The sequence below is a fragment of the Pseudomonas sp. AM14(2022) genome (assembly GCF_036346455.1).
GTDB lineage: Bacteria > Pseudomonadota > Gammaproteobacteria > Pseudomonadales > Pseudomonadaceae > Aquipseudomonas > Aquipseudomonas putida_A.
In genome coordinates, this window is sequence record NZ_JAOTNY010000011.1 from 195,067 (window position 1) to 217,811 (window position 22,745).

At 61.8% G+C, this 22,745-nt stretch carries 19 protein-coding genes; 6 read left to right on the forward strand and 13 right to left on the reverse strand.

Going from position 1 to position 22,745, the window contains the following annotated elements:
• Positions 1-69: 69 nt before the first annotated feature.
• From V3W27_RS21170 to asd, 3 genes are read left to right on the forward strand one after another with little or no spacing between them, the layout of a single operon-like run.
• Complete coding sequence (locus tag V3W27_RS21170) at positions 70-1,608, forward strand: HDOD domain-containing protein (RefSeq protein ID WP_330207442.1); 1,539 nt, start codon at positions 70-72, stop codon at positions 1,606-1,608.
• 42 nt (positions 1,609-1,650) lie between these two features.
• A complete protein-coding gene (rhdA, locus tag V3W27_RS21175) occupies positions 1,651-2,484 on the forward strand; it encodes a thiosulfate sulfurtransferase (protein WP_330207443.1) in 834 nt (277 codons plus the stop codon).
• Positions 2,484-3,344, forward strand: coding sequence for an archaetidylserine decarboxylase (gene asd / locus V3W27_RS21180; protein ID WP_027611402.1), 861 nt, complete (start codon positions 2,484-2,486; stop codon positions 3,342-3,344). Before rhdA ends, asd begins: the two co-directional genes overlap by 1 nt.
• 60 nt (positions 3,345-3,404) lie before the next feature.
• Here asd and V3W27_RS21185 read toward each other — a convergent pair whose 3' ends face one another.
• The gene (locus V3W27_RS21185; RefSeq protein WP_027611401.1) at positions 3,405-3,806 is read right to left on the reverse strand and encodes a lectin OAA family protein; all 402 of its coding nucleotides are present in this window, start codon (positions 3,804-3,806) and stop codon (positions 3,405-3,407) included.
• A gap of 220 nt (positions 3,807-4,026) precedes the next feature.
• Here V3W27_RS21185 and V3W27_RS21190 point away from each other — a divergent pair, with 220 nt between their 5' ends.
• Entirely contained in the window at positions 4,027-5,781 is a 1,755-nt protein-coding gene (locus V3W27_RS21190) for a molecular chaperone (protein WP_330207444.1), read from the forward strand.
• Between the two features lie 103 nt (positions 5,782-5,884).
• Here the strand turns inward: V3W27_RS21190 and serB are convergent, their stop codons facing one another.
• The gene (gene serB, locus V3W27_RS21195; protein WP_330207445.1) at positions 5,885-7,099 is read right to left on the reverse strand and encodes a phosphoserine phosphatase SerB; all 1,215 of its coding nucleotides are present in this window, start codon (positions 7,097-7,099) and stop codon (positions 5,885-5,887) included.
• 134 nt (positions 7,100-7,233) lie between these two features.
• On the opposite strand from serB, the gene V3W27_RS21200 reads away from it, so the two are divergent.
• On the forward strand, positions 7,234-8,742 hold the full coding sequence (locus tag V3W27_RS21200) for an AhpA/YtjB family protein (protein ID WP_330207446.1): 1,509 nt from the start codon (positions 7,234-7,236) through the stop codon (positions 8,740-8,742).
• A 255-nt stretch (positions 8,743-8,997) separates the two neighbouring features.
• Here the strand turns inward: V3W27_RS21200 and V3W27_RS21205 are convergent, their stop codons facing one another.
• The 9 genes from V3W27_RS21205 to V3W27_RS21245 all read right to left on the reverse strand — a co-directional run bounded on the left by V3W27_RS21205 (position 8,998) and on the right by V3W27_RS21245 (position 18,381).
• Positions 8,998-9,708, reverse strand: a complete 711-nt coding sequence (locus tag V3W27_RS21205) for a PqiC family protein (RefSeq protein ID WP_330207447.1) — start codon at positions 9,706-9,708, stop codon at positions 8,998-9,000.
• A 186-nt stretch (positions 9,709-9,894) separates the two neighbouring features.
• Positions 9,895-12,159, reverse strand: coding sequence for a DNA topoisomerase IV subunit A (gene parC / locus V3W27_RS21210; RefSeq protein ID WP_096794754.1), 2,265 nt, complete (start codon positions 12,157-12,159; stop codon positions 9,895-9,897).
• A 7-nt stretch (positions 12,160-12,166) separates the two neighbouring features.
• The gene (locus tag V3W27_RS21215) at positions 12,167-12,691 is read right to left on the reverse strand and encodes a retropepsin-like aspartic protease family protein (RefSeq protein WP_330207448.1); all 525 of its coding nucleotides are present in this window, start codon (positions 12,689-12,691) and stop codon (positions 12,167-12,169) included.
• Positions 12,688-13,677, reverse strand: a complete 990-nt coding sequence (locus V3W27_RS21220; protein ID WP_098966918.1) for an esterase-like activity of phytase family protein — start codon at positions 13,675-13,677, stop codon at positions 12,688-12,690. The genes V3W27_RS21215 and V3W27_RS21220 overlap by 4 nt, the downstream gene beginning before the upstream one ends.
• The gene (gene parE, locus V3W27_RS21225) at positions 13,677-15,584 is read right to left on the reverse strand and encodes a DNA topoisomerase IV subunit B (RefSeq protein ID WP_007967400.1); all 1,908 of its coding nucleotides are present in this window, start codon (positions 15,582-15,584) and stop codon (positions 13,677-13,679) included. The genes V3W27_RS21220 and parE overlap by 1 nt, the downstream gene beginning before the upstream one ends.
• Positions 15,585-15,626: 42 nt before the next feature.
• On the reverse strand, positions 15,627-16,235 hold the full coding sequence (locus tag V3W27_RS21230) for a YqiA/YcfP family alpha/beta fold hydrolase (RefSeq protein ID WP_330207449.1): 609 nt from the start codon (positions 16,233-16,235) through the stop codon (positions 15,627-15,629).
• A 170-nt stretch (positions 16,236-16,405) separates the two neighbouring features.
• Positions 16,406-17,221, reverse strand: coding sequence for a 3',5'-cyclic-AMP phosphodiesterase (gene cpdA, locus V3W27_RS21235; protein ID WP_027611393.1), 816 nt, complete (start codon positions 17,219-17,221; stop codon positions 16,406-16,408).
• A gap of 99 nt (positions 17,222-17,320) precedes the next feature.
• Positions 17,321-17,773, reverse strand: a complete 453-nt coding sequence (locus tag V3W27_RS21240; protein ID WP_007967395.1) for a DUF1249 domain-containing protein — start codon at positions 17,771-17,773, stop codon at positions 17,321-17,323.
• The gene (locus V3W27_RS21245; RefSeq protein ID WP_027611392.1) at positions 17,764-18,381 is read right to left on the reverse strand and encodes an NUDIX domain-containing protein; all 618 of its coding nucleotides are present in this window, start codon (positions 18,379-18,381) and stop codon (positions 17,764-17,766) included. The genes V3W27_RS21240 and V3W27_RS21245 overlap by 10 nt, the downstream gene beginning before the upstream one ends.
• Before the next feature lie 229 nt (positions 18,382-18,610).
• Here V3W27_RS21245 and V3W27_RS21250 point away from each other — a divergent pair, with 229 nt between their 5' ends.
• The gene (locus V3W27_RS21250) at positions 18,611-19,357 is read left to right on the forward strand and encodes an RsiV family protein (protein WP_027611391.1); all 747 of its coding nucleotides are present in this window, start codon (positions 18,611-18,613) and stop codon (positions 19,355-19,357) included.
• On the opposite strand, the gene cytX is transcribed toward V3W27_RS21250, so the two are convergent.
• Entirely contained in the window at positions 19,326-20,618 is a 1,293-nt protein-coding gene (cytX, locus tag V3W27_RS21255) for a putative hydroxymethylpyrimidine transporter CytX (protein WP_330207450.1), read from the reverse strand. The genes V3W27_RS21250 and cytX overlap by 32 nt on opposite strands.
• A gap of 186 nt (positions 20,619-20,804) precedes the next feature.
• A complete protein-coding gene (gene thiC, locus V3W27_RS21260) occupies positions 20,805-22,694 on the reverse strand; it encodes a phosphomethylpyrimidine synthase ThiC (RefSeq protein ID WP_330207451.1) in 1,890 nt (629 codons plus the stop codon).
• Positions 22,695-22,745 lie beyond the last annotated feature (51 nt).

A 22,745-nucleotide genomic window follows, 5' to 3' on the forward strand; every position in this document is an offset into this window, starting at 1 on the left:
CAGTTCAGGCGAAAAGCCAATTTAGCCCATGCCGGGCGCGTCTACAGTCAGTGAAGATCTCGTCCAGACATGGCTAATGAAACGAACGTCCCACACGCAAAACCGACCACGCTCGAGGGCTGGGTCAAACTGCTCGATGGCGTGCGCCTGCCCGTGCCGCAAGAGGCGCACGACAAGGTTTGCCGGGCGATCCGCGACAACCGCAGCTCGTTGCGCGATATCGCCGACCTGATGCAGGACAGCCCGGCGCTGGCCTTGAGCATCATCCGTGAGGCAAATCGTCACACCCACGGCACCATGGCCGCTCCGGCGGAAAATCTCGAGGTGGCGATCAACCGTCTGGGCCTGGCGCGTACCGAAGAATTGCTCACACGTCTGCCCGTCGAACCGCAGATGCAGATCCCCAAGGCCCTGCGCCAACTGCAGATGATCAGTCAGCACGCGACGCAACAGGCCAACGGTTTTTTTGCCAGTCGTTTGGCGCGCCTGTGGCAGGACATTCACTGGGGCAGCCTGTTGTTTCTGTCGCCGTTATGGCCGCTGGCGCTGACGTTTCCCGAATTGCTCGAAGAGTGGGAGCTGCGGGTTATCCACAAGGGCGAATCGGCGCGCACGGTCGAGAAGCAACTGTTTGGCGTGCGCCTGCTGAAGATCGCCGAAGCGCTGGTACAAGTCTGGCACCTGCCGATCTGGGTGCAGCAGGGTTATAAACTGTTGCTCAGCGAACAGCGCGAACTGGTGAAAGTTCTGCGCATCGCCCGCGACAGCGAACATCCGTTGCGCCAGCAGAATCGCCTCGACGACGATCCGACCCTGCGCCGCTGGCTCAACCAGCCGGCCAACACCGTGTTGCTGGCCAACGGCCTGGCGCTGTCGGCACAACAGGCCTGGGACAGTCCGCACAGCGAGCGCTGGCAGTACCTGACCAGCCTTTATCTGCAAATCTCGATGGACGAAGTGCAGCAGCAGTTGCACCAGCAAGCCGCCAACAGCGCGCGCCAGCATGCCATGCCCGATCTGTGGCACCCGGCCGTTTCATTATTATGGCCATGGGGCACCCATCGCTTGCCGGCCGGGATGCTGCCGGCGGCGGCGCCGAATGCCGAGGATCTGACTCAATGGCGCCGGCAATGCGCCGAACTGCTGGCCGAGCCGAGCCGCTTCACCAATGCCATGAGCCTGACCGTCGCCGCCCGTGATGCGCTGGTCGCCAGCGGCATGCGCCGGGTGATGATTCTGATGGCCGACCGCACGCAATCGAATCTGCGAGTGAACCAGACCTTCGGTTTGCCGAAGGAAGCCGCCGCGCTGAATTTTGTCGTCAGTCAGAGCAAAGTCTTGCAGCGCCTGCTCGCCCAACAGGCACAGGTGCGGATCAACCCCGAGAACAACGCACAATTTTCCGCATTGTTACCGCCGGGCCTGCGTGCGCTGTTCCGTGGCGAGCATCTGTTCCTGCGCTCGCTGGTCAATAACGGCCGGGTGATCATGATCGTCGTCGCCGACCAGGGCGGTGGGCCGTTCGCCGACATCAGCGTGCAGGCTTTCGGCAAAACCGCGCAGTGCATCGAAAAGGCCCTGCACAGCTTTAGCAGCCGTGGTCGATGAGGCTGCGCTACAATCCCCCCCTTTGTGCTCTGGAGACCTCACATGTCTGACTTCTCTGGCTTGCCGCTCGTCATCGAACCGAGCGACCTGCTCCCTCGGCTGGATGCCAGCGAACTGATTCTGGTGGACCTGACCAGTGCCGCCCGCTATACCGAGGGCCATCTGCCCGGCGCACGTTTTGTCGACCCCAAGCGCACCCAGCTCGGCCAGCCGCCGGCGCCGGGGCTGCTGCCGGCCAAAGCCGATCTGGAAGCGTTGTTCAGTGAGTTGGGCCATCGTCCAGACGCGGTGTACGTGGTCTATGACGACGAGGGCGGTGGCTGGGCCGGGCGTTTCATCTGGCTGCTCGACGTGATCGGTCACGACAAATACCACTACCTCGACGGCGGTCTGCCGGCGTGGCTGGAAGCGGGCATGCCGATGTCGATCCAGGTTCCGCCTGCGGTGGGTGAGCCGGTGGCGCTGACCCTGCATGACGAGCCGACGGCAACCCGCGAATACCTGCAAAGCCGTCTCGGCGCCGCCGATCTGGCGATCTGGGACGCACGCGGGCCGCTGGAATATTCCGGTGAGAAAGTCCTGGCCGCCAAGGGTGGACACATCCCCGGCGCGGTGAACTTCGAATGGACCGCCGGCATGGACAAGGCGCGTCAGCTGCGGATTCGCACGGACATGCCGCAGATCCTCGAAGACCTCGGGATCACCAAGGACAAAGAAATCATTACCCACTGCCAGACCCATCACCGGTCGGGCTTCACTTATCTGGTGGCCAAGTCCCTCGGTTATCCGCGGGTCAAGGGCTACGCCGGTTCCTGGGGCGAATGGGGCAACCACCCTGACACGCCTGTCGAGATTCAAGGTTCTAAGGACAACTAATGAAAGAGCGTCTGTTTATCCTCAGCCAGTACCTGCTGCCTCATCACCTGCTGTCGCGCCTGGCCGGCTGCGTTGCCGAGTGCCGCGTGCGCTGGTTCAAGAATGCCTTCACCCAGTGGTTCGCCAAGCGTTATCAGGTGGACATGTCGCAAGCGCTGGTCGAAGACCTGACCGCCTACGAGCACTTCAACGCGTTCTTCACCCGAGCCCTGAAAGACGGCGCGCGGCCACTGGATCAGACCCCGGGCGCGATCCTCAGCCCGGCCGACGGTGCGGTCAGCCAGCTCGGCCCGATCGAACACGGTCGGGTGTTCCAGGCCAAGGGCCACAGCTTCAGCGTGCTGGAACTGCTGGGCGGTGACACGGCGAATGCCGCGCCGTTCATGGGCGGCGACTTCGCCACCATTTACCTGTCGCCGAAGGATTATCACCGCGTGCACATGCCGCTGGCCGGCACCCTGCGCGAGATGGTCTACATCCCGGGCCGGATCTTCTCGGTCAACCAGACCACTGCGGAAAACGTTCCGGAGCTGTTCGCCCGCAACGAGCGTGTAGCATGCATTTTCGACACCGAACGCGGGCCGATGGCCGTGGTGCTGGTCGGCGCGATGATCGTCGCTTCGATCGAAACCGTGTGGGCCGGTCTGGTCACCCCACCGAAGCGCGAACTGAAAACCTTCCGCTACGACGAAGCCGCCCGTGCGCCGATTCATCTGGAAAAAGGTGCGGAACTGGGGCGCTTCAAACTGGGTTCGACGGCGATCGTGCTGTTTGGCCCGGATCAAGTGAAATGGGCTGAAGAACTGGTGGCGGGTTCGCCAGTGCAAATGGGCCAGGCTCTGGCCCTGCCGACGGCCTGAGCCGGCTGATCCGCCCTTTCACACGTCTGTGAAGGGGCGGACACGACCTGGGAGGCGCCGTTACTCTATCTGCCCACGGAAGCCGATCGGCCCTTCGTTGGCGTAGGTATTGGTGCCACTGAGGTTTTTCCCTCCATCGCTGGAAGTGACGCTCAACGCGACAACGTTCTGATTGTCCCGTCCACCGATCACCCACTTGCCACCCGGATGCCATGGGGCATCATTGCCACCCCACTGGTTCTCGACGTTGTATTGATTCTGACCGGTGCGCTGCGCCTTGAAGCCAATCGGGCCTTCGCCGGCGTAAGTCATGGTGCCGGTGAAGCTTTTGCCGCCATCGCCCGACTTGATCTCGATGGCGACGACTTGCTGGTTGTCCCGCCCGCCCAGCACCCAGGTTCCACCCGGATGCCACGGTGCCGAACTACCGCCCCATTGATTTGCCACTGCATATTTAGACATGAACCTCATCTCCTTGAAGTTTCGGGAGACCTGCCCGAGGTTGACGGCAGGCCGTGCAACCGTGCGTTTCCGATCGCACGTCTGAGAGACTAGTAGGGCTTGTTGAATGGCATCCGGCCAGCAGACCAGTGGTCAAAAAGCCTGACGCCATCCGGCGAAACAGACTACAGCTGCTAGAGTTCTTGGTGTTGCCAATTTCGCCGCTGGAGCCAGTCACGGCATGAGTGAGTCACGCCCCCAACCCTCCCTGCGCGCCCCGATCCCGACGCAAACGCGCCTGTCGTTCTGCGAAGCCACCCCGCGCGATCTCAAGCGCTGGATCGCCGGCCTGCCCAAGGCCAACATCGGCGAAACCGCCCGCCAGTTGTACCTAGGCCTGGGCGAACTCAACCAATTGCTCACCCCTAGTGACAATCGCCTGCAACTGCTGGAGCTGCTGCGCCCCGAGGTTTACTTCGTCTGCCAGCATCTGGAGCGGCACTTTCTGCATCAGGCAATCATGCTCGATGAGCGCTCTCGCAAGATCAGCAACTTGTGCCAGGCGCTGCAAAGTCATCTGGCTATCGGCTACAAGCAGATCGTTCTGCGCATTGTCCCCAAGTATCACAAGGATCGGGCGGCACTGGTCAGTCAGGCCCTGCAACGGGCCGCGCATGTGCTCAAGGGGCAACTGCTGCGGGCGACGCAGCTGTACAGCCCGCCGCCGGAACATCTGTGGTTCGAGCTGCATCAGTTGTATCGCTGCGCTTGCGCCTTGCAGTTGCAACAGCGTCGGGTGCATGACGATCTGGCGAGCCTGAGCAGCGAACTGAGCCTGGAACAGACCTATATTGCCGCCCTGCTGCTGGGCAGCGCCCGTTGCAATCAACTGCGCCAGAACCAGATCGCCCGGCTGGCCGAAGTGCTGGAGCCGTGGAGTGCCCTGCTCAAGCTGCATCCCGGCAGCCCGCAGGATGGACTGTTCGCCATCAGCGCTGAACTGGACGCCGGCCCGCGCTACCGCAGCATGTTTCGCAAAGAACAACAGGGCGCACTGCTGGGCTTCGATCCGCAACCGCTGGTGAACGTGATCGAAGCGCATTTACTGCAGCAGGAGACGTCGACGCCGTTGCCGATCCCGGCAGGACTGAGCCTCGATACCCTGCAACATTTGCACGCCAGTTGGGGCCAGGCCGCTGAGCGCAGTTTTCAGCGCACCGCCGGTCAAGGCAACCTGACTGTTTGTGTCGGCATGAGCGCCCTGCACTTTTACCTGGGCGGCGAACGCAGCTTCAGCGAACTGCTCAAACATCCCGGTGCTCGCGCGGCCAATTTCAGTCGCGTCGTGGTCCAGGGCGAAAAGGACAGCTGGAGCCAGGCCTTCGACGCCGCACCGCAGGGCGGGACTGAGGAGTTGCTGCCCTACGAAGAAATCCAGTACGACCATCTGGGCGAAGACGAGAGCAACGCGGACAGCCCTCCACACTATCCGACCTACAGCTTGCCGGTGATCAACCACAGTCCCGGCGGCTATTGTCTGGCGTGGCCGAGTGAAGTACCCGCCGAATTGCAGGCCGGGGAAATGCTCGGGATTCAGGACAGTGCGAATCAGGGCTGGAGCATTGCGGTGGTGCGCTGGATTCGTCAGGTGCGCGGCAGCGGGCCGCAAATGGGCATAGAACTGGTGGCGCCACACGCCGAACCTTGCGGTTTGCAACTGGTGCGCTCGCGAGATGATCACAGTCAGTATTTGCGCGGTCTGCTGCTACCGGAGATCAGCGCCATCGACTTGCCCGCGACCTTGCTCGCCCCGCGCCTGCCGTTTCAGGAAGGCAATAAAGTGCTGATCAACACCCACGGCGAGGAACACCGCGCCGGGCTGGATCGACGGGTGGCGAGTACGCACAGTTTCAATCAGTTTGCCTATCGCTCGCTGGAGGCCGCGCAGAATGGCGGGGGCGAGGAGGATTTTGATTCGTTGTGGAAGTCGCTTTAGATCGGGTTGAGCCCTTCGCGAGCAGGCTCGCTCCCACACTGGAATGCATTTCAACTGTGGGAGCGAGCCTGCTCGCGAAGAGGCCAGTCAGACGATAGAGATGTCAGAGCTGCCCATCGCGATCGCGGAAGCCCAGCAGATACAGCACGCCATCCAGCCCAAGGGTGGAAATCGCCTGCTTCGCCGACTGTTTGACCAGCGGCTTGGCGCGGAACGCCACACCCAGCCCGGCAAGCGCCAGCATTGGCAGGTCATTCGCGCCGTCGCCCACAGCGATGGTCTGCTCCAGACGCAAGCCTTCCTTGTGCGCCAGTTCCTTCAGCAGATCCGCTTTACGCTGCGCATCGACGATCGGCTCGATGGCCACGCCGGTGCACTTGCCGTCGACCACTTCCAGTTCGTTGGCGAACACGTAGTCGATGCCGAGTTTGGCCTGCAACTGCTTGGCGAAGTAAGTGAAGCCGCCGGACAGGATCGCGGTCTTGTAGCCCAGGCGCTTGAGTTCGGCGAACAGGGTTTCGGCGCCTTCGGTCAGGCGCAGCGAAGCGCCGATCGAGTCCAGCACGCTGACATCCAGACCTTTGAGCAACGCCAGGCGCTCTTTGAAACTGGCGCGGAAGTCCAGTTCGCCGGCCATCGCGCGCTCGGTGATGGCCGAGACTTGCTCGCCGACACCGGCGGCCTTGGCCAGTTCGTCGATAACTTCGGCTTCGATCAGCGTGGAGTCCATGTCGAACACCGCGAGACGCCGGTTGCGGCGGAACAGCGAATCTTCCTGGAAGGCGATGTCGACGTTCAGCTCCTGCGCAACGCTGAGGAATTCGGCACGCAGCGCCTGCGGATCAGCCGCTTCACCACGCACGGAGAACTCGATGCAGCCCTTGCCCTTGTCCGCCGGAGTGTCCAGCGGCATGCGACCCGACAGACGGTCGATATGGTCGATGTTCAGGCCATATTTGGCGGTGATCGAGCTGACCGCCTGCAATTGGCCGGCGGTTACTTTGCGGGTCAACAGGGTGACGATGTGGCGTTTCTTGCCCTGATTGCCCACCCACTGCTGGTAATCCTCTTCGGACACCGGGGTGAAGCGCACCTGCTGGTCGAGCTCGTAACCCTTGAACAGGATGTCCTTGAGCACGGCTTTGCCTTGCTCGGAGTCGGGAATCTCGACCAGGATGCCGAACGACAGGGTGTCGTGGATCACCGCCTGACCAATGTCGAGAATGTTCACACCACCTTGTGCCAGAACGCCGGTAATGGCCGCAGTCAGACCCGGACGGTCGACTCCCGTGATGTTAATCAGGACGATTTCGCGCAACGCGCACCCCCGCAACTGGAAAAAAACCGCATTCTACCCACTTTCAGTGACCATCGGGCACCGCGAGCGCTTTGCCGGTCTAGGGCCTGTCGCTATACTGCGCGTCAACTTCACGGACAAAAGAGCCGAGCTCAGTGAACCGGCCCACGCCAGTTAAAACCGATAACTTCTTCCTGCTGATCTTCCGTGCACTGCGCCACCGCCGTGTGCCGATTGCATTGCGCATTGCCAGCCATAACGTGATCCTGGTCGCTCTGGCCTTGGTGATCTATGCCGGGGTGATGGGCTTGCAGTTCAAGCAGGCCATGCACGAGCAGGCCGATGCGCTGGGCGAAAGCCTGACCACGCAGACCGCCACCTCTGCCACTGAACTGTTGGTGTCCAACGACATCCTCAGCCTCAACGTGCTGCTCAACAACCTGACCAAGAACAAGCTGGTGGCACACGCCGCTATCTATAGCGTGGACAACCGCATTCTCGCCGAATCCGGTCAGCGCCCCAAGCACAGCCTGCTGGGCGAAGCCGAGGGCATGTACGAGAGCAAGATCACCTTCCAGGACGTGACTGCCGGGCAACTGCGCATCAGCCTGGACATGGATCAGTTCCAGCAGCCGATGACCATCAGCCTGCAGAGCATGGGCATTCTCAGTGCGATCCTGCTGGCCTTGTCGCTGGCCCTGAGCCTGCGCATGGGGCGCTATCTATCGACGCCGTTGCTGCAATTGCGCGTCTGGCTGCGGCGCATCGACGAACACACGCCGGGCATAGATCGTCAGGACGAAATCGGCGATCTGGCGCGTCAGCTGCACGCCAACTACGCTCCGGAGCCTGCGCCTGAGCCAGAGCCGGAACCCGAGTTCGAGGAAGAGGATGAGCCAGAGTTCGAAGTGCGCAACCTGCGTGACCCGAGCTTTGACGAAACCCGCCCGATGGCCGCGCAAAAGCCTGCGCCGCGCCACATGGTCAGCACCGTTGAAGACGATGATGACGACGAAGACCCGTTTGCCGATCTGCGCGACGAGTCGCTGACCGAAGCTGTTCCGGCGCCGCGTAAAGCGACACCAAGCGTGCCGCAGCACAGCGCGGTGCTGGCGATCCAGCTGGGTTCGCAAGAGCAACTGCGGCGCCTGCCGCGTGCCCGCCTGGAAGAGTTGCTGGAGCGCTATCGCGATTGTCTCGATCAGGCCGCTTCGCTGTATCAGGGCGAAATCGAAACCCTGAACGATGGCAGCACACTGATGCTGTTCCACACCGAAGACAGCGGTGACGACTACCTGACCAACGCCATCTGCTGCGGCGAGTTGCTGCGGGCGCTGGGCCATCAGTTGCAGATCGAAGTCGCCGACAGCGGCATCACCCTGCAATTGCAACTGGGCCTGACCTTGGGCGACGAGTTGTTCGGCCTGAGCCAGATCGACCTGCTGCTGACCGATTCGGCTCAGGATGCCCTGGCCCTGTCGCAACACAGTCGCAACCTGCTGCTGGTCGAGCGCAAGATCGGTGACGATGCGCTGATTCGTCAGCGAGCGCGGATCCGCCCGATCGCCAGCCCGGAAGGCGCTTGCTGTGTCGAGCGCTTGATGGAGCCGTATCCGTCGATGCTTGAGCGACAACTGGCGCGGATGCATGAGCGCCGGGCGTAAGCCTTAGGCCTGAAACACAGAAGCCCGCAGACGAGCGATCGTCTGCGGGCTTTTTTGTTGCCTGCGATCTTTTATGGCGCCTGTTCCGGCCCCTTCGCGAGCAAGCCCGCTCCCACAGGGTGTGTGCCCGCCGCTGATCAAATGTGGGAGCGGGCTTGCTCGCGAAGGCGTCAGCACTGACGACAACTGTCCTCCAGCCCCCCAGAAACAACAAAGCCCGCACAAGGCGGGCTCTGGTTTGACTCTGATTCAGACTCAGAAGCGGAACACTTCCATATCCGTGCGAATCGGCGAAGCCATCGGAATCTTCGGCTGCTTCTCTGCATCCGCCGCCGGCGCTGCCGGTTTAGACGCTGCCTTACGCGGTGCTTCGGCCACCGGAGGCTGGTTGGCCAATGGCTTGAGCGCCACCGACAACTGCTCGGCCAGACGCTGCAGCAGAATCCCCTGCGCCTGCACCTGCGAAGCCGTGGTGCCGGCATGCAGCTCCTGCAGATGAACGATGCGGTTATCGCGCACCTGACCACGACGGTCGATCAGGCGCCATTGTGCATCGAGGATCGCCGGTTGCTTCTCACCGGAGTCCAGACGCGTGATGGTCAGCAATACCTGCACATCCGGGGCAAATCCCAGAGTGGCGGGTGCCAATACCACACGCTGGCTGTCCAGATGACCGGCCACCTGACGCATCAGCAATTGATCGATATCCGACGAAAGGCTGCCCGCCCAGCGACCGTCGGTCGAGGCTTGCAGGCTGCCGTCCGGTTGACGTTGCAGCAAAGTTTCACGTTGCAGGTAATCAGCAATGACTACCGGACCCAACAAAACCGCCATGCCTGTGCTTTGCGCAGGCTGAGCCGGACTTCCGCTGTCCAGCTGATACAGCGACACCGGCTGGTGAACGCTGCAACCCGCCAGGCCCAAAACGCCGGCGAGCAGGAAAATAAGGGGGCGCAGAGCAGTCATCATCCCGTCCAGGTGGCCGCCACAAGGCTGACCACAGTGAAAATACTCAATAAATATGAAGAACGCTCGGCCACGCCGGCGCTTGGAAAGGCCATATCATCCGTGAATATGCGTTCCGACTCCAGCGCCAAAGCGTCGATCTACGCGTTAAATCGTAGATCGACGCCTCTAGATGGGCGTTTTCGCCTAATTGAGGTTTTCGACGAGCAGTGCATCGACCCGCTGGAAGCCACGTGGAAGCTTGTTGCCACGCCGTCCACGCTCACCTTTGTAGTGTTCGAGGTCTTCAGCTTTCAGTTTATACGGACGTTTGCCTGCTTGCAGGATCAAGGTTGCACCCGCGGGAATCACAGCAATGTCCGTGACAAACTCTTCACGGCTGGCGACACGGTCACCCGGTACACCGATGATCTTGTTGCCCTTGCCCTTCGCCAACTGCGGCAAATCGCTGATATTGAAGACCAGCATCCGCCCCTCGCTTGTCACGGCGGCAAGCAAGTCATTCTCGCGATCAGTCACCGGACGTGGCGCGATCACCTTGGCGTTGTTCGGCAAGCTCAACAGGGCTTTACCGGCCTTGTTCTTGGCTTGCAGGTCTTCGCCCTTGACCACGAAACCGTAACCGGCGTCGGAGGCGATCACGTACAGCGCATCGTCTTCCGGCATCAGCACGCATTCGAAGGTCGCACCCGGTGGCGGGGTCAGACGGCCGGTCAACGGTTCGCCCTGGCCACGCGCCGACGGCAAGGTGTGGGCGGCGACCGAATAGCTGCGGCCAGTGGAGTCAATCACCACGGCAGACTGGTTGGAACGCCCCGCCGCCGAGGTCTTGAAGCCGTCACCCGCCTTGTACGACAGGCCGGTGGCATCGATGTCATGGCCTTTGGCCGAACGGATCCAGCCTTTTTCCGACAGCACGACGGTAACTTTCTCGTTCGGCAGCAGATCGTGTTCGGTCAGCGCTTTCGCTTCAGCACGTTCGACGATCGGCGAACGACGGTCATCGCCATAGGTTTCAGCGTCTTTGAGCAGCTCGGTGCGCACCAGCTTCTTCAGCTTGGCTTCGCTGCCCAGCAGGGCTTGCAGCTTGGCCTGCTCCTTGAGCAGTTCGTCCTGCTCGTCGCGCAGCTTCATCTCTTCCAGACGCGCCAACTGCCGCAGGCGGGTGTCGAGGATGTAGTCGGCCTGGATCTCGCTGAGGGCGAAACGCTCGATCAGCTTGGCTTTCGGGTGCTCCTCGGTGCGGATGATGTGGATCACTTCATCCAGGTTGAGGTAGGCGATCAGCAAACCGTCCAACAGGTGCAGGCGACGCTCGACCTTGTCGAGGCGGAATTGCAGACGGCGCCGCACGGTCAGCACGCGGAACTCCAGCCATTCGACCAGCAATGCACGCAGGTTCTTCAGTTGCGGCTTGCCATCCAGACCGATGATGTTGACGTTGACCCGGTAGGTCGACTCCAGCTCGGTGCTGGCGAACAGGTGCTGCATCAGCGCTTCGTGATCGACGCGGCTGTTGACCGGAATGATCACGATGCGGCACGGGTTTTCGTGGTCGGACTCGTCACGCAGGTCAGCGATCTGCGGCGCTTTCGACGGCTTGGCCTGCATCAGCGCGGCGATCTGCTCCAGCACTTTGGCCCCGGAGACCTGGTGCGGCAACGCGGTGACGATGATGTCGCCGTCCTCGACGTGGTACACGGCGCGCATGCGTACCGAGCCCTTGCCGGTTTCGTACATTTTCAGCAGGTCGGCACGCGGCGTGATGATTTCCGCTTCGGTCGGATAGTCCGGGCCCTGAATGTGTTCGCAGAGCTGCTCGACCGTGGCTTTCGGCTCATCGAGCAAACGCACGCAGGCAGTGGCGACTTCGCGCAGGTTGTGCGGCGGTACGTCGGTGGCCATGCCCACGGCGATACCGGTGGTGCCGTTGAGCAGAATGTTCGGCAGGCGCGCAGGCAGAACCAAAGGCTCCTGCAGGGTACCGTCGAAGTTCGGCCCCCAGTCGGCCGTGCCCTGGCCCAGCTCGCTGAGCAGCACTTCGGAATAGCGCGACAGGCGTGCTTCGGTGTAACGCATGGCGGCGAAGGACTTCGGATCGTCCGGCGCACCCCAGTTGCCCTGGCCGTCGACCAGCGTGTAGCGATAGCTGAACGGCTGCGCCATCAGCACCATCGCTTCGTAACACGCCGAGTCGCCGTGCGGGTGGAACTTGCCGAGCACGTCACCGACGGTACGCGCCGATTTCTTGTGCTTGGAATCGGCGTCCAGCCCCAGTTCGCTCATGGCGTAGACGATACGCCGCTGTACCGGTTTCAGGCCGTCGCCGATATGCGGCAGGGCACGGTCCATGATCACGTACATGGAGTAGTTGAGGTAGGCATTTTCGGTGAAGTCAGCCAGCGAGCGGCGTTCTACACCGTCCAGGCTGAGATCAAGGGAGTCGCTCATGCGGGCCTCATCGGTTCGTTGTCTGGCGCAGCAACATGGTGCCACCGCGCTGGGTAAATTCAAGTTTGTTTAGGGCGCTCATGCCGAGCAGCACCTGATCGCCATGCAGCCCCGGCGCCACCAGCGCGCGGACGTCCCGCAGCACAATGTCGCCCAGTTGCAGACGGTCGATCTTTGTCCGGTAGCCCTGGCTCAGGCCGTTGGCCGTGCTCAGGGTCACGCCGAAACCTTCTTCCAGCTTTAACCGTTTGGCCAGATCCGCCGGGATCGCCACATCGGTGGCACCGGTGTCGAGCATGAACTCCACCGGCTCACCGTTGATCTGGCCGCTGGCGACAAAATGCCCTTGGGTGTTGCCGGCCAGCTTCACTTCGATCACGCCACCATGCTGCTCGGACGTGACCACCACGTTCGGATTCTGCTGACGTTCTTCCCACTGGCCGAAAAACCGCGTGGCCAGAAACAGCCCCGCGCACCAGGCCAGAATCATCAATACCCGGCCGGCGCGCTTGCCCGGCGGTTGCTGACTCACGGCTTGGCGCTCCAGCCACCTTCAGGCGCGGCGAAGCGCCAGACGATCGGGCGAACCTCACCGTCGGCGCGGGGGCCGAAATTATTGTCGACGCCGACCCACGCACCCTCAGCGTCAACGATCAATGCTTCTTCCAACCCGAAGTTCTGCGAGTAACGGCGGTTGGCCTGCAACAGTTCAGCGGCGTACGACCAGCAGCGCTCGACCTTGGCAGTCTGCGCATCGCGCCGACAAATCTGGAAGGCGTTGCGTTCAAGGGTAAACAATTTGCCGTTGAACAACGAAAGGTCGGAAAAGTCGCGGTCGACCGCTTTGGCGTGCGGGAACTGCGGCGGCTGCATCTCCTTGCCGCCCTCGCTGAGCAGCACGCAACGACCGTCGCAATCCCACACCGTCTGCTGACGCTTGATCAGCAGCAAGCCGCGGTTTTGCCGTTCGCCGGCCAGCCACATCTGATCGCCCGCCGGGTTGATCGCCAGACCTTCGAAGATCGCATTGAAATGCAGGAGCATGCCACTGGCCCGCGCTTCGCGAACCATCATCGGCGAAATCTTCAGCCAGTTGACCGGGCCGCTGACGGGCACCTGCAAGACCGCCGCGTGGCCCTCGCTGACAATGTAGCGATTGCCGGCACTGTCGCAGCTGATGCCTTCGAAATCCAGGTCGCCACCGCGCACGAACGACGCGGCCCAATTGCGCGAGCGCAATCCCCACGGCAAACCGGTCTCCGGCACCAGCGGTACGTCGATGTGCAAGGCTTCGGCCTGCCAGACCTGATCGGCGGTATTGAGCCGATAGATCTGATCGTCATCGCGGTCCGACACCGTCCACAACTCGCTGCCACACATGGCCAGTCCCGACAGGTTACCGCCACGCATGCCTTCGACCGGATGTTCCGAGAGCACGCGCAACTCCTGCAGCGGCTCCGCCGACACGCCCATCGCACTCAGCAGCAATGCACCCGCCAAGGCCCAGCCAAACCGCATCAGGCCAGCACCTCGGCAAGGTTGCCCTTGGATTCGAGCCAGGTTTTGCGGTCACCGGCGCGTTTCTTCGCCAGCAACATGTCCATCATTTCCGAGGTTTCGGCAAAATCATCGCCCAGCGTCAACTGCACCAGGCGCCGGGTGTTCGGGTCCATGGTGGTTTCACGCAATTGCGGCGGGTTCATTTCACCCAGACCTTTGAATCGGGTGACCTGCGGTTTGCCGCGTTTCTTCTCGGCCACCAGACGGTCGAGAATCCCGTCGCGCTCGGCTTCGTCGAGGGCGTAGTAGATCTCTTTGCCGAGATCGATGCGGTACAGCGGCGGCATCGCCACGTAGACGTGACCGGCGTCCACCAGTGGGCGGAAATGCTGGACGAACAACGCGCAGAGCAACGTCGCGATGTGCAGACCGTCGGAGTCGGCGTCGGCGAGGATGCAGATCTTGCCGTAGCGCAGTTGACTCATGTCTGCCGCGCCCGGATCGACCCCGATGGCCACGGCGATGTTGTGCACTTCCTGGCTGGCAAGCACTTCGCTGCCGTCGACTTCCCAAGTATTGAGGATCTTGCCGCGCAACGGCAGGATCGCCTGGAATTCCTTGTCCCGCGCTTGCTTGGCGGAACCACCGGCGGAATCACCTTCGACCAGGAACAGCTCGGAACGCATCGGATCCTGTCCGGCGCAGTCAGCCAGTTTGCCCGGCAACGCAGGGCCTTGGGTGACGCGCTTGCGCTCGACCTTTTTGCTTGCCTTGAGGCGGCGACCGGCGTTGTTGATCGCCAGTTCGGCCAGCGCCAAACCGGTTTCCGGGTTGGCGTTGAGCCACAGGCTGAAGGCGTCCTTGACCACACCGGAGACGAATGCCGCCGCTTCACGGGACGACAGACGCTCTTTGGTCTGGCCGGAGAATTGCGGCTCCTGCATCTTCATCGACAGCACGAAAGCGATGCGCTCCCAGACGTCTTCCGGCGCCAGCTTCACCCCGCGTGGCAGCAGGCTGCGGAATTCGCAGAATTCGCGCATCGCATCCAGCAGGCCCTGACGCAAACCGTTAACGTGGGTACCGCCCTGCGCCGTCGGGATCAGGTTGACGTAGCTTTCCTGCACCGCGTCGCCACCTTCCGGCAGCCACAGCAGCGCCCAGTCCACCGCTTCTTTATTACCGGCGAGGCTGCCGCAGAACGGCTCGTCCGGCAGGCGTTCGAATTCGCTGACCGCGTCCACCAGATAGGAGCGCAGGCCGTCTTCGTAATGCCATTCGACTTTCTCGCCGGTGCCTTTGTCTTCGAAGCTGACCAGCAGCCCTGGGCACAGCACAGCCTTGGCCTTGAGCACGTGCTTGAGGCGGCTGATGGAGAATTTCGGTGAGTCGAAGTATTTCGGATCCGGCGCGAAGTACACGCTGGTGCCGGTGTTGCGCTTGCCGACGGTGCCGACGATTTCCAGCTCGGTGGCCTTGAAGCCATCCTTGAAGGTCATCTGGTATTCGTTGCCGTCACGCTTCACGCGCACCCGGACTTCGGTCGACAAGGCGTTGACCACGGAAATACCCACCCCGTGCAGACCGCCGGAGAACTGGTAGTTCTTGTTGGAAAACTTGCCGCCCGCATGCAGCTTGGTGAGGATCAGCTCGACACCCGACACACCCTCTTCCGGGTGAATGTCGACCGGCATGCCGCGACCATCGTCGCTGACCTCAAGCGAGTGATCGGCGTGCAGAATGACCTGCACCGATTTGGCGTGGCCGGCCAGGGCTTCGTCGACACTGTTGTCGATGACTTCCTGGGCGAGGTGGTTCGGCCGACTGGTGTCGGTGTACATGCCGGGGCGTTTGCGCACCGGGTCGAGGCCCGAGAGGACTTCGATGGCGTCGGCGTTATAAGAGCTAGCGCTGGGAGTGGCCATAGGGTCTCGTCGTCAGTGATTCAATGAAAAATGGGCAAGACTTCACAGTGCGGTGAAATCGATTGCCTGATACAAATCGGCGCCAATGCCGGCAAAACTCAACAACGCCGGTAATTGTTCGGCAAAACCCTGGTAACCATGGTCGCCGCCGGCCTGAATGCGCAAGGCGCAGGCCCGGTAATACTGCTGGGCGAGGCGATAATCCAGTGTTTCATCGCCGGTCTGCAACCACACCTGATAACGCTGTGCATCCGCGGATGCCGGCACTTCCAGCTCGGCCAGGGCCGTCACATGGTCGTGGGTCAATTCCCAGGTCTCATCGGTATACAGGTTTTTCTGTGTGCCCAGGTAGCCGTCGAACATCCGGTGCGGGCTGACCGCCGGGTTGACCAGCAGGGCTTTCAAGCCGTGGCGCTCAGCCAGGTGAGTCGCATAGTAGCCGCCGAGTGAGCTTCCCACCAGCAACGGCCGGCCCAGCTCGGCAATCGCCTGCTGCAACTGACCGATGGCTTCACGCGGGTGGTGATGCAGCGCCGGGACACGCAATTGGTCGCTCAAACCCAGCCGTTCCATCACCTCGACCAGCTGACAGGCCTTTTTCGAGGCCGGCGCGCTGTTGAAACCGTGGATATAGAGGATCGAACCGGACATTTGAGCTCCCTGGGTGTCGGCGAAAGATAGCGGAGTTTACAGGGAGTCAGGGAAGTCGTGGGTGTTTGTAGGGACGCCTTCGCGAGCAAGCCCGCTCCCACAAGGGATTTGCGAACGGCACAGATCCTTTGTGGGAGCGGGCTTGCTCGCGAAGGGGCGCAACTCGGTTTTCAGTAGCCTTCGGAGCCGTAATCGACGGTGAATTGGAAGTCGGTAACGCGCTCGACACCGGTTTCCAGCCGCCCGTCCGGCAACAGCCGCAACCAGCGATAGCCCGGCGCCTGCTCACCGACCTTGAAGTCGTGACTGCCCGGCTCGAACTGAATGCAGGTCGAAGGCGAGGCCATCAGCCGTACGCCGTTGCGTTCGCGGTCGATCTCCTGATGCACATGCCCCCACAGCACCGCGCGAGCCTGAGGAAAACGATCGAGCACGTCGAAGAATGCTTCGGGATTGCGCAAACCGATCGGCTCCGCCCAGGCACAACCCACCGGCACCGGATGATGGTGGAAACACACCAGATGATGGCGCTCCGGCGCTTCGCTCAGCGAGCGCGCCAGCAGTTGCAACTGATCATCCTGCAGATACCCCGGCACAGAGCCCGGCACCGCCGAGTCGAGCAAGGTCACGCGCCAGTTGCCGACATCGACCACTGACTCCAGCAACGCACTTTGCACCGCGGCCTGAGCCATGATTTGCGGCTCATCGTGATTGCCGGGAATCCAGCGCGCCGGCGCATCGATCTGAGCCGTCATCTCACGAAACTGTTGATACGACTCCAGAGTGCCATCCTGGGAAAGGTCCCCCGTGGCCAGAATCAAGTCGATCCGAGGTTGCTGCCCCAGCACCAACTCGATGACCTTTTGCAGGCTCTCGCGGGTGTTCATGCCCAGCAGTGTGCCGTCCGCCTCGGCGAACAGATGACTGTCGGATAACTGCACCAGCAGCGCCGGATCGGCGGTGGTCAATGTGGATACGCTCGGCAAGGCGTTCTCCCAGGGCAAAAGCACGGAATCGGTTGAGTGCCGCAATTATGCTGGGGGATGACGCAAAGGGGAAACCGGCGAACCGGACGCAGTTCACAACTAGCGTACGACTTCGTACTCGTGCCCCAGGGCCAGACAATGGCTCAGCCATTCCCCCAGGAACAGATTGAGCTGGGCCTTTTCATCCGGCTGATGCATCGCGGCGTTCGGGTAAGGATAGATGCCGCGAAAGCGTCGTGCATGTTCGGCGCTGATCACCTCGGCCATGCGCGCGTCGTGATAGACCTGCACTTCCAGTTGCGGCACCGGCAGCCACGGCAAACTGTGTTCCTGACGCACCTGCAAAGTGGTGGTGTAGGGGCAGGTCTGCAGCACTTCGAGGGCCAGCACGCCGAGCATCTGCTCGCCCTGGGTCACGGCGATCCGCCGCGCCTCGGGGTCGTTGCGCATGTCCGGCACCAGTCGCATCAGGCGCGCGTAGTTGGCCTCGCAGGCGGCTTGCAGCCCGGCGAGGTCGACTCGATAGCGATCGCGCAGCTTGTTTACGACCATAACCCCCTCACTTCGGCGCGGTTCAGCGCCAGCCATTGCAAGGCGATGATGCTCGCCGCGTTGGCAATGCGTCCGTCACGGACGGCCTGCAAGGCATCTTCAAAGGCCCAGACCGTGACACGGATGTCTTCTGCTTCTTCCTCCAGCCCATGCAGGCCGCCTACGCCTTCGGTGCTGCAGTGCCCCAGGTACAAATGCACGAATTCGTTGCTGCCGCCCGGCGACGGGAAATATTTGGTCATCGGCCACAGGGCCTTGATGTCCAGCCCAGCTTCCTCCTGCGCCTCGCGGTGAGCAACTTCTTCCGGCACTTCGGCCTTGTCGATCAGACCGGCGACCAGCTCAACCAGCCACGGGTTGTCGGTCTTGCCCATGGCACCGACGCGAAACTGCTCGAGCAGCACCACTTCATCGCGCTTTGGATCGTAAGGCAGCAGGCACACGGCATCGTGACGCACGAAGACTTCGCGGTTGATCTCGCGGCTCATGCCCCCGGCGAACAGTTCATGGCGCAGGTGCAAACGGTCGAGCTTGTAGAAGCCCTCGTAGCAGCGCTCGCGCTTTACGACATCGACGGTGGCCGGAGTGGCGTTGGCAAAATCTGTCATGAGCATCCTCTCTTGCTGCAAATCCAATACGAGGCTGCTTTTGGTTACTGGCGACCTCGACTTCGCGCCATCCTAACGCGCCCGCGATGATTGATGCAGCCCCTTTACCGTCAGCGGGATGGACGGTGGAGGCGAAACCCACTCTAATTAGCTTAGTGGCGAACTGACTGCTTCGGCGAGAGTCGAAGCGGATAACTTTTTGCCTTCCCCTGTTTCAGAAAGGACGCCCATGTCGCTTTTCAAAATTGCCTCCGTGGCCGCCATCGCCCTGACCCTGGGCGCCTGCGCCAACCTGTTCCAGCCCAACTACCGCACGCCGCTGGAAACCACTCGCGATGCGTCGGAAACCCTGAAACCCGGCTGTTCCAACCCGGACTGCCCGCTGGTGAATATCGATACCGTGCACTTCGCGGCCGAGCCTGCGCTGGACGGCATCATCGAAAAACGCCTGCTGCAAATGACCCGCACCGAGCAGAACGCAGCGGTGGCGCCAACCCTGGCTGCCTATCGTGATCAATTCCTGCGCAACGCCGGCCCGCGCAACAGCAGCTATTTGCAGGCCAAGGTACGCGAGCAGCATGACGGCTTGGTGATCATCGAACTGTCGAGCTACCTCGACACCGGCGGCGCCCATGGCACGCCGGGCCGCGGTTTCATCAACTATTCGCGTCAGCAGCATAAAGTGCTGAACCTGTCGGACATGTTGCTGCCGGGTCAGGAAGAGGCGTTCTGGAAAGCGGCGCAAGTGGCGCATAACAGCTGGCTGATCAGCACCAAGCTCGATCAGGAAGCGGATTTCGTGAAGAGCTGGCCGTTCGTCAAAACCCCGAACGTGGCGCTGACCTACGGTGGCGTGATCCTCAAGTACGACGTGAGCACCATCGCGCCTTACGCGCTGGGCCACGTCGAACTGAAGATCCCTTACCCGCGTCTGAACGGCATTCTCAAACCCGAGCTGTTTCCCGGCCGTAACTGAACGCCCGACCGAGCACCAGTTGCAACAGCCCTGCCAGCACCAGTGCCGGCAGGGTCGCGCCGACATCCGGATACAGATTCGCCAGCAAGTGGTAGGTGCTGATCCCGCCCAGCCACGCCAACAGCGCCGGCCAGCGCAATGCGGCTGACGCCACCTGAGCGCTGCGCTTGCGCAGGATGAAGTGATCCACCAGCACCACGCCGAACAGCGGCGCAAACACCGAGCCGATCAGCAACAGGAAGTTCTGGTACTGCGCCAATGGCGCCAGCAGTGCAATCAGGGTGCAGATCACGCCGATGGCCAAGGCCAGATGCTCGACTTTCAAGCGCAACAGAATCCCGCTCGACACCGCTGCCGAATGAATGTCGGCGAAAGCGTTTTCCGACTCATCCAGCAGAATCAGCAACAGCGGAATGCCCAGACCGGCCCCGGCCAGTGCCAGCAGCAACGCATTGACTTCACCGCTCGGCGCGAACGCCAGGGTGTAGGCCACGCCTAGGCTCATCAGCCAGAAATTGCCGATGAAGAAACCGATGGCGGTGCCGCCGAAGACGTTCTTCGCACGCTTGCCGAAGCGCGAGTAATCGGCGATCAGCGGCAGCCACGACAACGGCATGGCGATGGCAATGTCGAAGCCCACGGCGAACGGCATCGAACCGTCCCCGGCACGCGCCCAGAGTGCCGCCAGATCAGCCTTGGCGAACAGACTCCAGGTCAGCCAGATGCACGCGGCCAAGATCAGCCAGATACCCCATTTACGCAGGATCTTGCGCACGAACGTCAGCGGCCCGCTGACTGCGAGCAAAGTCGCCAGTGCGCCGAAGCACAAGGTCCAGAGCATCGGGCTGGCCCACAGCGAACCTTCGCTGAACGCACGGCTGCCGAGCAGGCTGGCAGCGTCACGCATGACGATGATTTCGAACGAGCCCCAACCGATCAGTTGCAGCAGGTTGAGCAGCGCCGGCAGGCTCGCGCCTTTGTGGCCGAGGCTCAGTTTGAGTGCGGCCATCGACGACAGACCGGTATCGCTGCCGATCACGCCGACCGCGGCCAGCAGCAGCACGCCAACCAGTGTGCCGAGGAAAATCGCCAGCAGCGAACCGGAAAGGCCCAGACCCGGCGCGAGCAAGGCACCGGTTTGCAATACCATCAGGCCGATGCCGAGGGAAAACCACAGGGAAAACAGATCGCGACCGCCGAATACTCGCTTGTCGGCGGGTACGGCGAGGTCGGGGGAATAAGTGCCGGGTTGAATGCTCAAGGTGTTATCTCAGAGGAGTATTTTTGTCATTGAGATCCCTGGCGCCTGTTCTGACGCCTTCGCGAGCAAGCCCGCTCCCACACTGGATCGCCTGTGAACACAAGTTTCGTGAACAACTGGATTCAAATGTGGGAGCGGGCTTGCTCGCGAAGGGGCCAGCACAGACACCGCAGACTTCAGGTCAGATCAAACCTTCTTGTACAGCTGACTGCCTTCCTTCTTGAACCGCTCGGCCTGCTCCGCAAGACCCTGGGCGACGTCCACGTCGACCGCGTCGATCCGCTGGTTGGCCGCGTATTCACGGACTTCCTGAGTGATCTTCATCGAGCAGAATTTCGGCCCGCACATCGAGCAGAAGTGCGCGACCTTGGCCGAGTCCTTCGGTAGGGTTTCGTCGTGATACGAACGCGCGGTGTCCGGATCGAGACCAAGGTTGAACTGGTCTTCCCAACGGAATTCGAAACGCGCCTTGCTCAAGGCGTTGTCGCGAATCTGCGCGCCCGGATGCCCTTTGGCCAAGTCCGCTGCGTGGGCGGCGATCTTGTAGGTGATGATCCCGGTCTTCACGTCATCCTTGTTCGGCAAGCCGAGGTGTTCCTTCGGCGTCACGTAGCAGAGCATGGCGCAACCGAACCAGCCGATCATCGCCGCACCGATACCCGAGGTGATGTGGTCGTAACCCGGAGCGATGTCGGTGGTCAGCGGGCCGAGGGTGTAGAACGGCGCCTCGTCGCAGCACTCCAGCTGCTTGTCCATGTTCTCTTTGATCAACTGCATCGGCACGTGGCCCGGGCCTTCGATCATGCACTGCACGTCGTGTTTCCAGGCGATCTTGGTCAGCTCGCCGAGGGTTTCCAGTTCGCCGAATTGCGCTTCGTCGTTGGCGTCGGCAATCGAGCCCGGACGCAGGCCGTCGCCCAGCGAGAAGCTGACGTCGTAGGCCTTCATGATTTCGCAGATTTCGTCGAAGTGGGTGTAGAGGAAGTTCTCTTTGTGGTGCGCCAGGCACCACTTGGCCATGATCGAACCACCACGGGAAACGATGCCGGTCACGCGCTTGGCGGTCAGCGGCACGTAGCGCAGCAGCACGCCGGCGTGGATGGTGAAGTAGTCGACGCCCTGCTCGGCCTGTTCGATCAGCGTGTCGCGGAACAGCTCCCAGGTCAGGTCTTCAGCAACGCCGTTGACCTTCTCCAGCGCCTGATAGATCGGCACGGTACCGATCGGCACTGGCGAGTTGCGGATGATCCACTCGCGGGTTTCGTGAATGTGTTTGCCGGTGGACAGGTCCATCACCGTGTCCGAACCCCAGCGAATGCCCCACGTCAGTTTCGCCACTTCTTCTTCGATGGACGAACCCAGGGCGCTGTTGCCGATGTTGCCGTTGATCTTCACCAGGAAGTTACGGCCGATGATCATCGGTTCCAGTTCGACGTGGTTGATGTTGGCCGGAATGATCGCGCGACCACGGGCGATTTCTTCGCGGACGAACTCGGGGGTGATTTCTTTCGGAATGCTCGCGCCGAAGCTGTGGCCGGCGTGTTGCTGGGTCAACAGGCCGGCGGCGCGGGCCTCTTGCAGCTTCATGTTTTCGCGGATGGCGACGTATTCCATCTCGGCGGTGATGATGCCTTTGCGCGCGTAGTGCATCTGGCTGACGTTGGCCCCGGCCTTGGCGCGGCGCGGGTTGTTGACGTGAGCGAAACGCAGTTTGGTCAGTTCAGGGTCGGCGAGGCGCTCCTGACCGAAGTTGGAACTCAGGCCTGGCAAACGCTCGGTGTCGCCACGGTCGTCGATCCACGCCGAACGCACGTCGCCCAGACCTTTGCGCACGTCGATCACCACGTTCGGATCGGTGTACGGGCCGGAGGTGTCGTAGACGGTGACCGGCGCGTTGATTTCGCCGCCGAAGTCGGTCGGGGTCACATCGAGGGTGATTTCGCGCATCGGCACGCGGATGTCCGGGCGCGAGCCCTGAACGTAGACTTTTTGCGAACGGGTGAACGGCTGAACCGACTGTTCATCGACCTTGGCCGAGTCACTCAGGTTGATCGCGTTTTTTGCTTTTGTAGTCATCACGGGCTCTCCAGACAGCATCCAGGCAAATGGATTGTCGGAGCAGAACCT

What these genes read in the sequence shown, in the direction of transcription:
- V3W27_RS21190 (WP_330207444.1), top strand. Translation starts at nt 4,027, where the DNA reads ATGAGTGAGTCACGCCCCCAACCCTCCCTGCGCGCCCCGATCCCGACG.
- V3W27_RS21230 (WP_330207449.1), bottom strand. Translation starts at nt 16,235, where the DNA reads ATGTCCGGTTCGATCCTCTATATCCACGGTTTCAACAGCGCGCCGGCC.
- V3W27_RS21240 (WP_007967395.1), bottom strand. Translation starts at nt 17,773, where the DNA reads ATGGTCGTAAACAAGCTGCGCGATCGCTATCGAGTCGACCTCGCCGGG.
- V3W27_RS21205 (WP_330207447.1), bottom strand. Translation starts at nt 9,708, where the DNA reads ATGACTGCTCTGCGCCCCCTTATTTTCCTGCTCGCCGGCGTTTTGGGC.
- asd (WP_027611402.1), top strand. Translation starts at nt 2,484, where the DNA reads ATGAAAGAGCGTCTGTTTATCCTCAGCCAGTACCTGCTGCCTCATCAC.
- V3W27_RS21185 (WP_027611401.1), bottom strand. Translation starts at nt 3,806, where the DNA reads ATGTCTAAATATGCAGTGGCAAATCAATGGGGCGGTAGTTCGGCACCG.
- rhdA (WP_330207443.1), top strand. Translation starts at nt 1,651, where the DNA reads ATGTCTGACTTCTCTGGCTTGCCGCTCGTCATCGAACCGAGCGACCTG.
- parE (WP_007967400.1), bottom strand. Translation starts at nt 15,584, where the DNA reads ATGGCCACTCCCAGCGCTAGCTCTTATAACGCCGACGCCATCGAAGTC.
- V3W27_RS21170 (WP_330207442.1), top strand. Translation starts at nt 70, where the DNA reads ATGGCTAATGAAACGAACGTCCCACACGCAAAACCGACCACGCTCGAG.
- V3W27_RS21245 (WP_027611392.1), bottom strand. Translation starts at nt 18,381, where the DNA reads ATGACAGATTTTGCCAACGCCACTCCGGCCACCGTCGATGTCGTAAAG.
- thiC (WP_330207451.1), bottom strand. Translation starts at nt 22,694, where the DNA reads ATGACTACAAAAGCAAAAAACGCGATCAACCTGAGTGACTCGGCCAAG.
- V3W27_RS21220 (WP_098966918.1), bottom strand. Translation starts at nt 13,677, where the DNA reads ATGCGGTTTGGCTGGGCCTTGGCGGGTGCATTGCTGCTGAGTGCGATG.
- V3W27_RS21250 (WP_027611391.1), top strand. Translation starts at nt 18,611, where the DNA reads ATGTCGCTTTTCAAAATTGCCTCCGTGGCCGCCATCGCCCTGACCCTG.
- parC (WP_096794754.1), bottom strand. Translation starts at nt 12,159, where the DNA reads ATGAGCGACTCCCTTGATCTCAGCCTGGACGGTGTAGAACGCCGCTCG.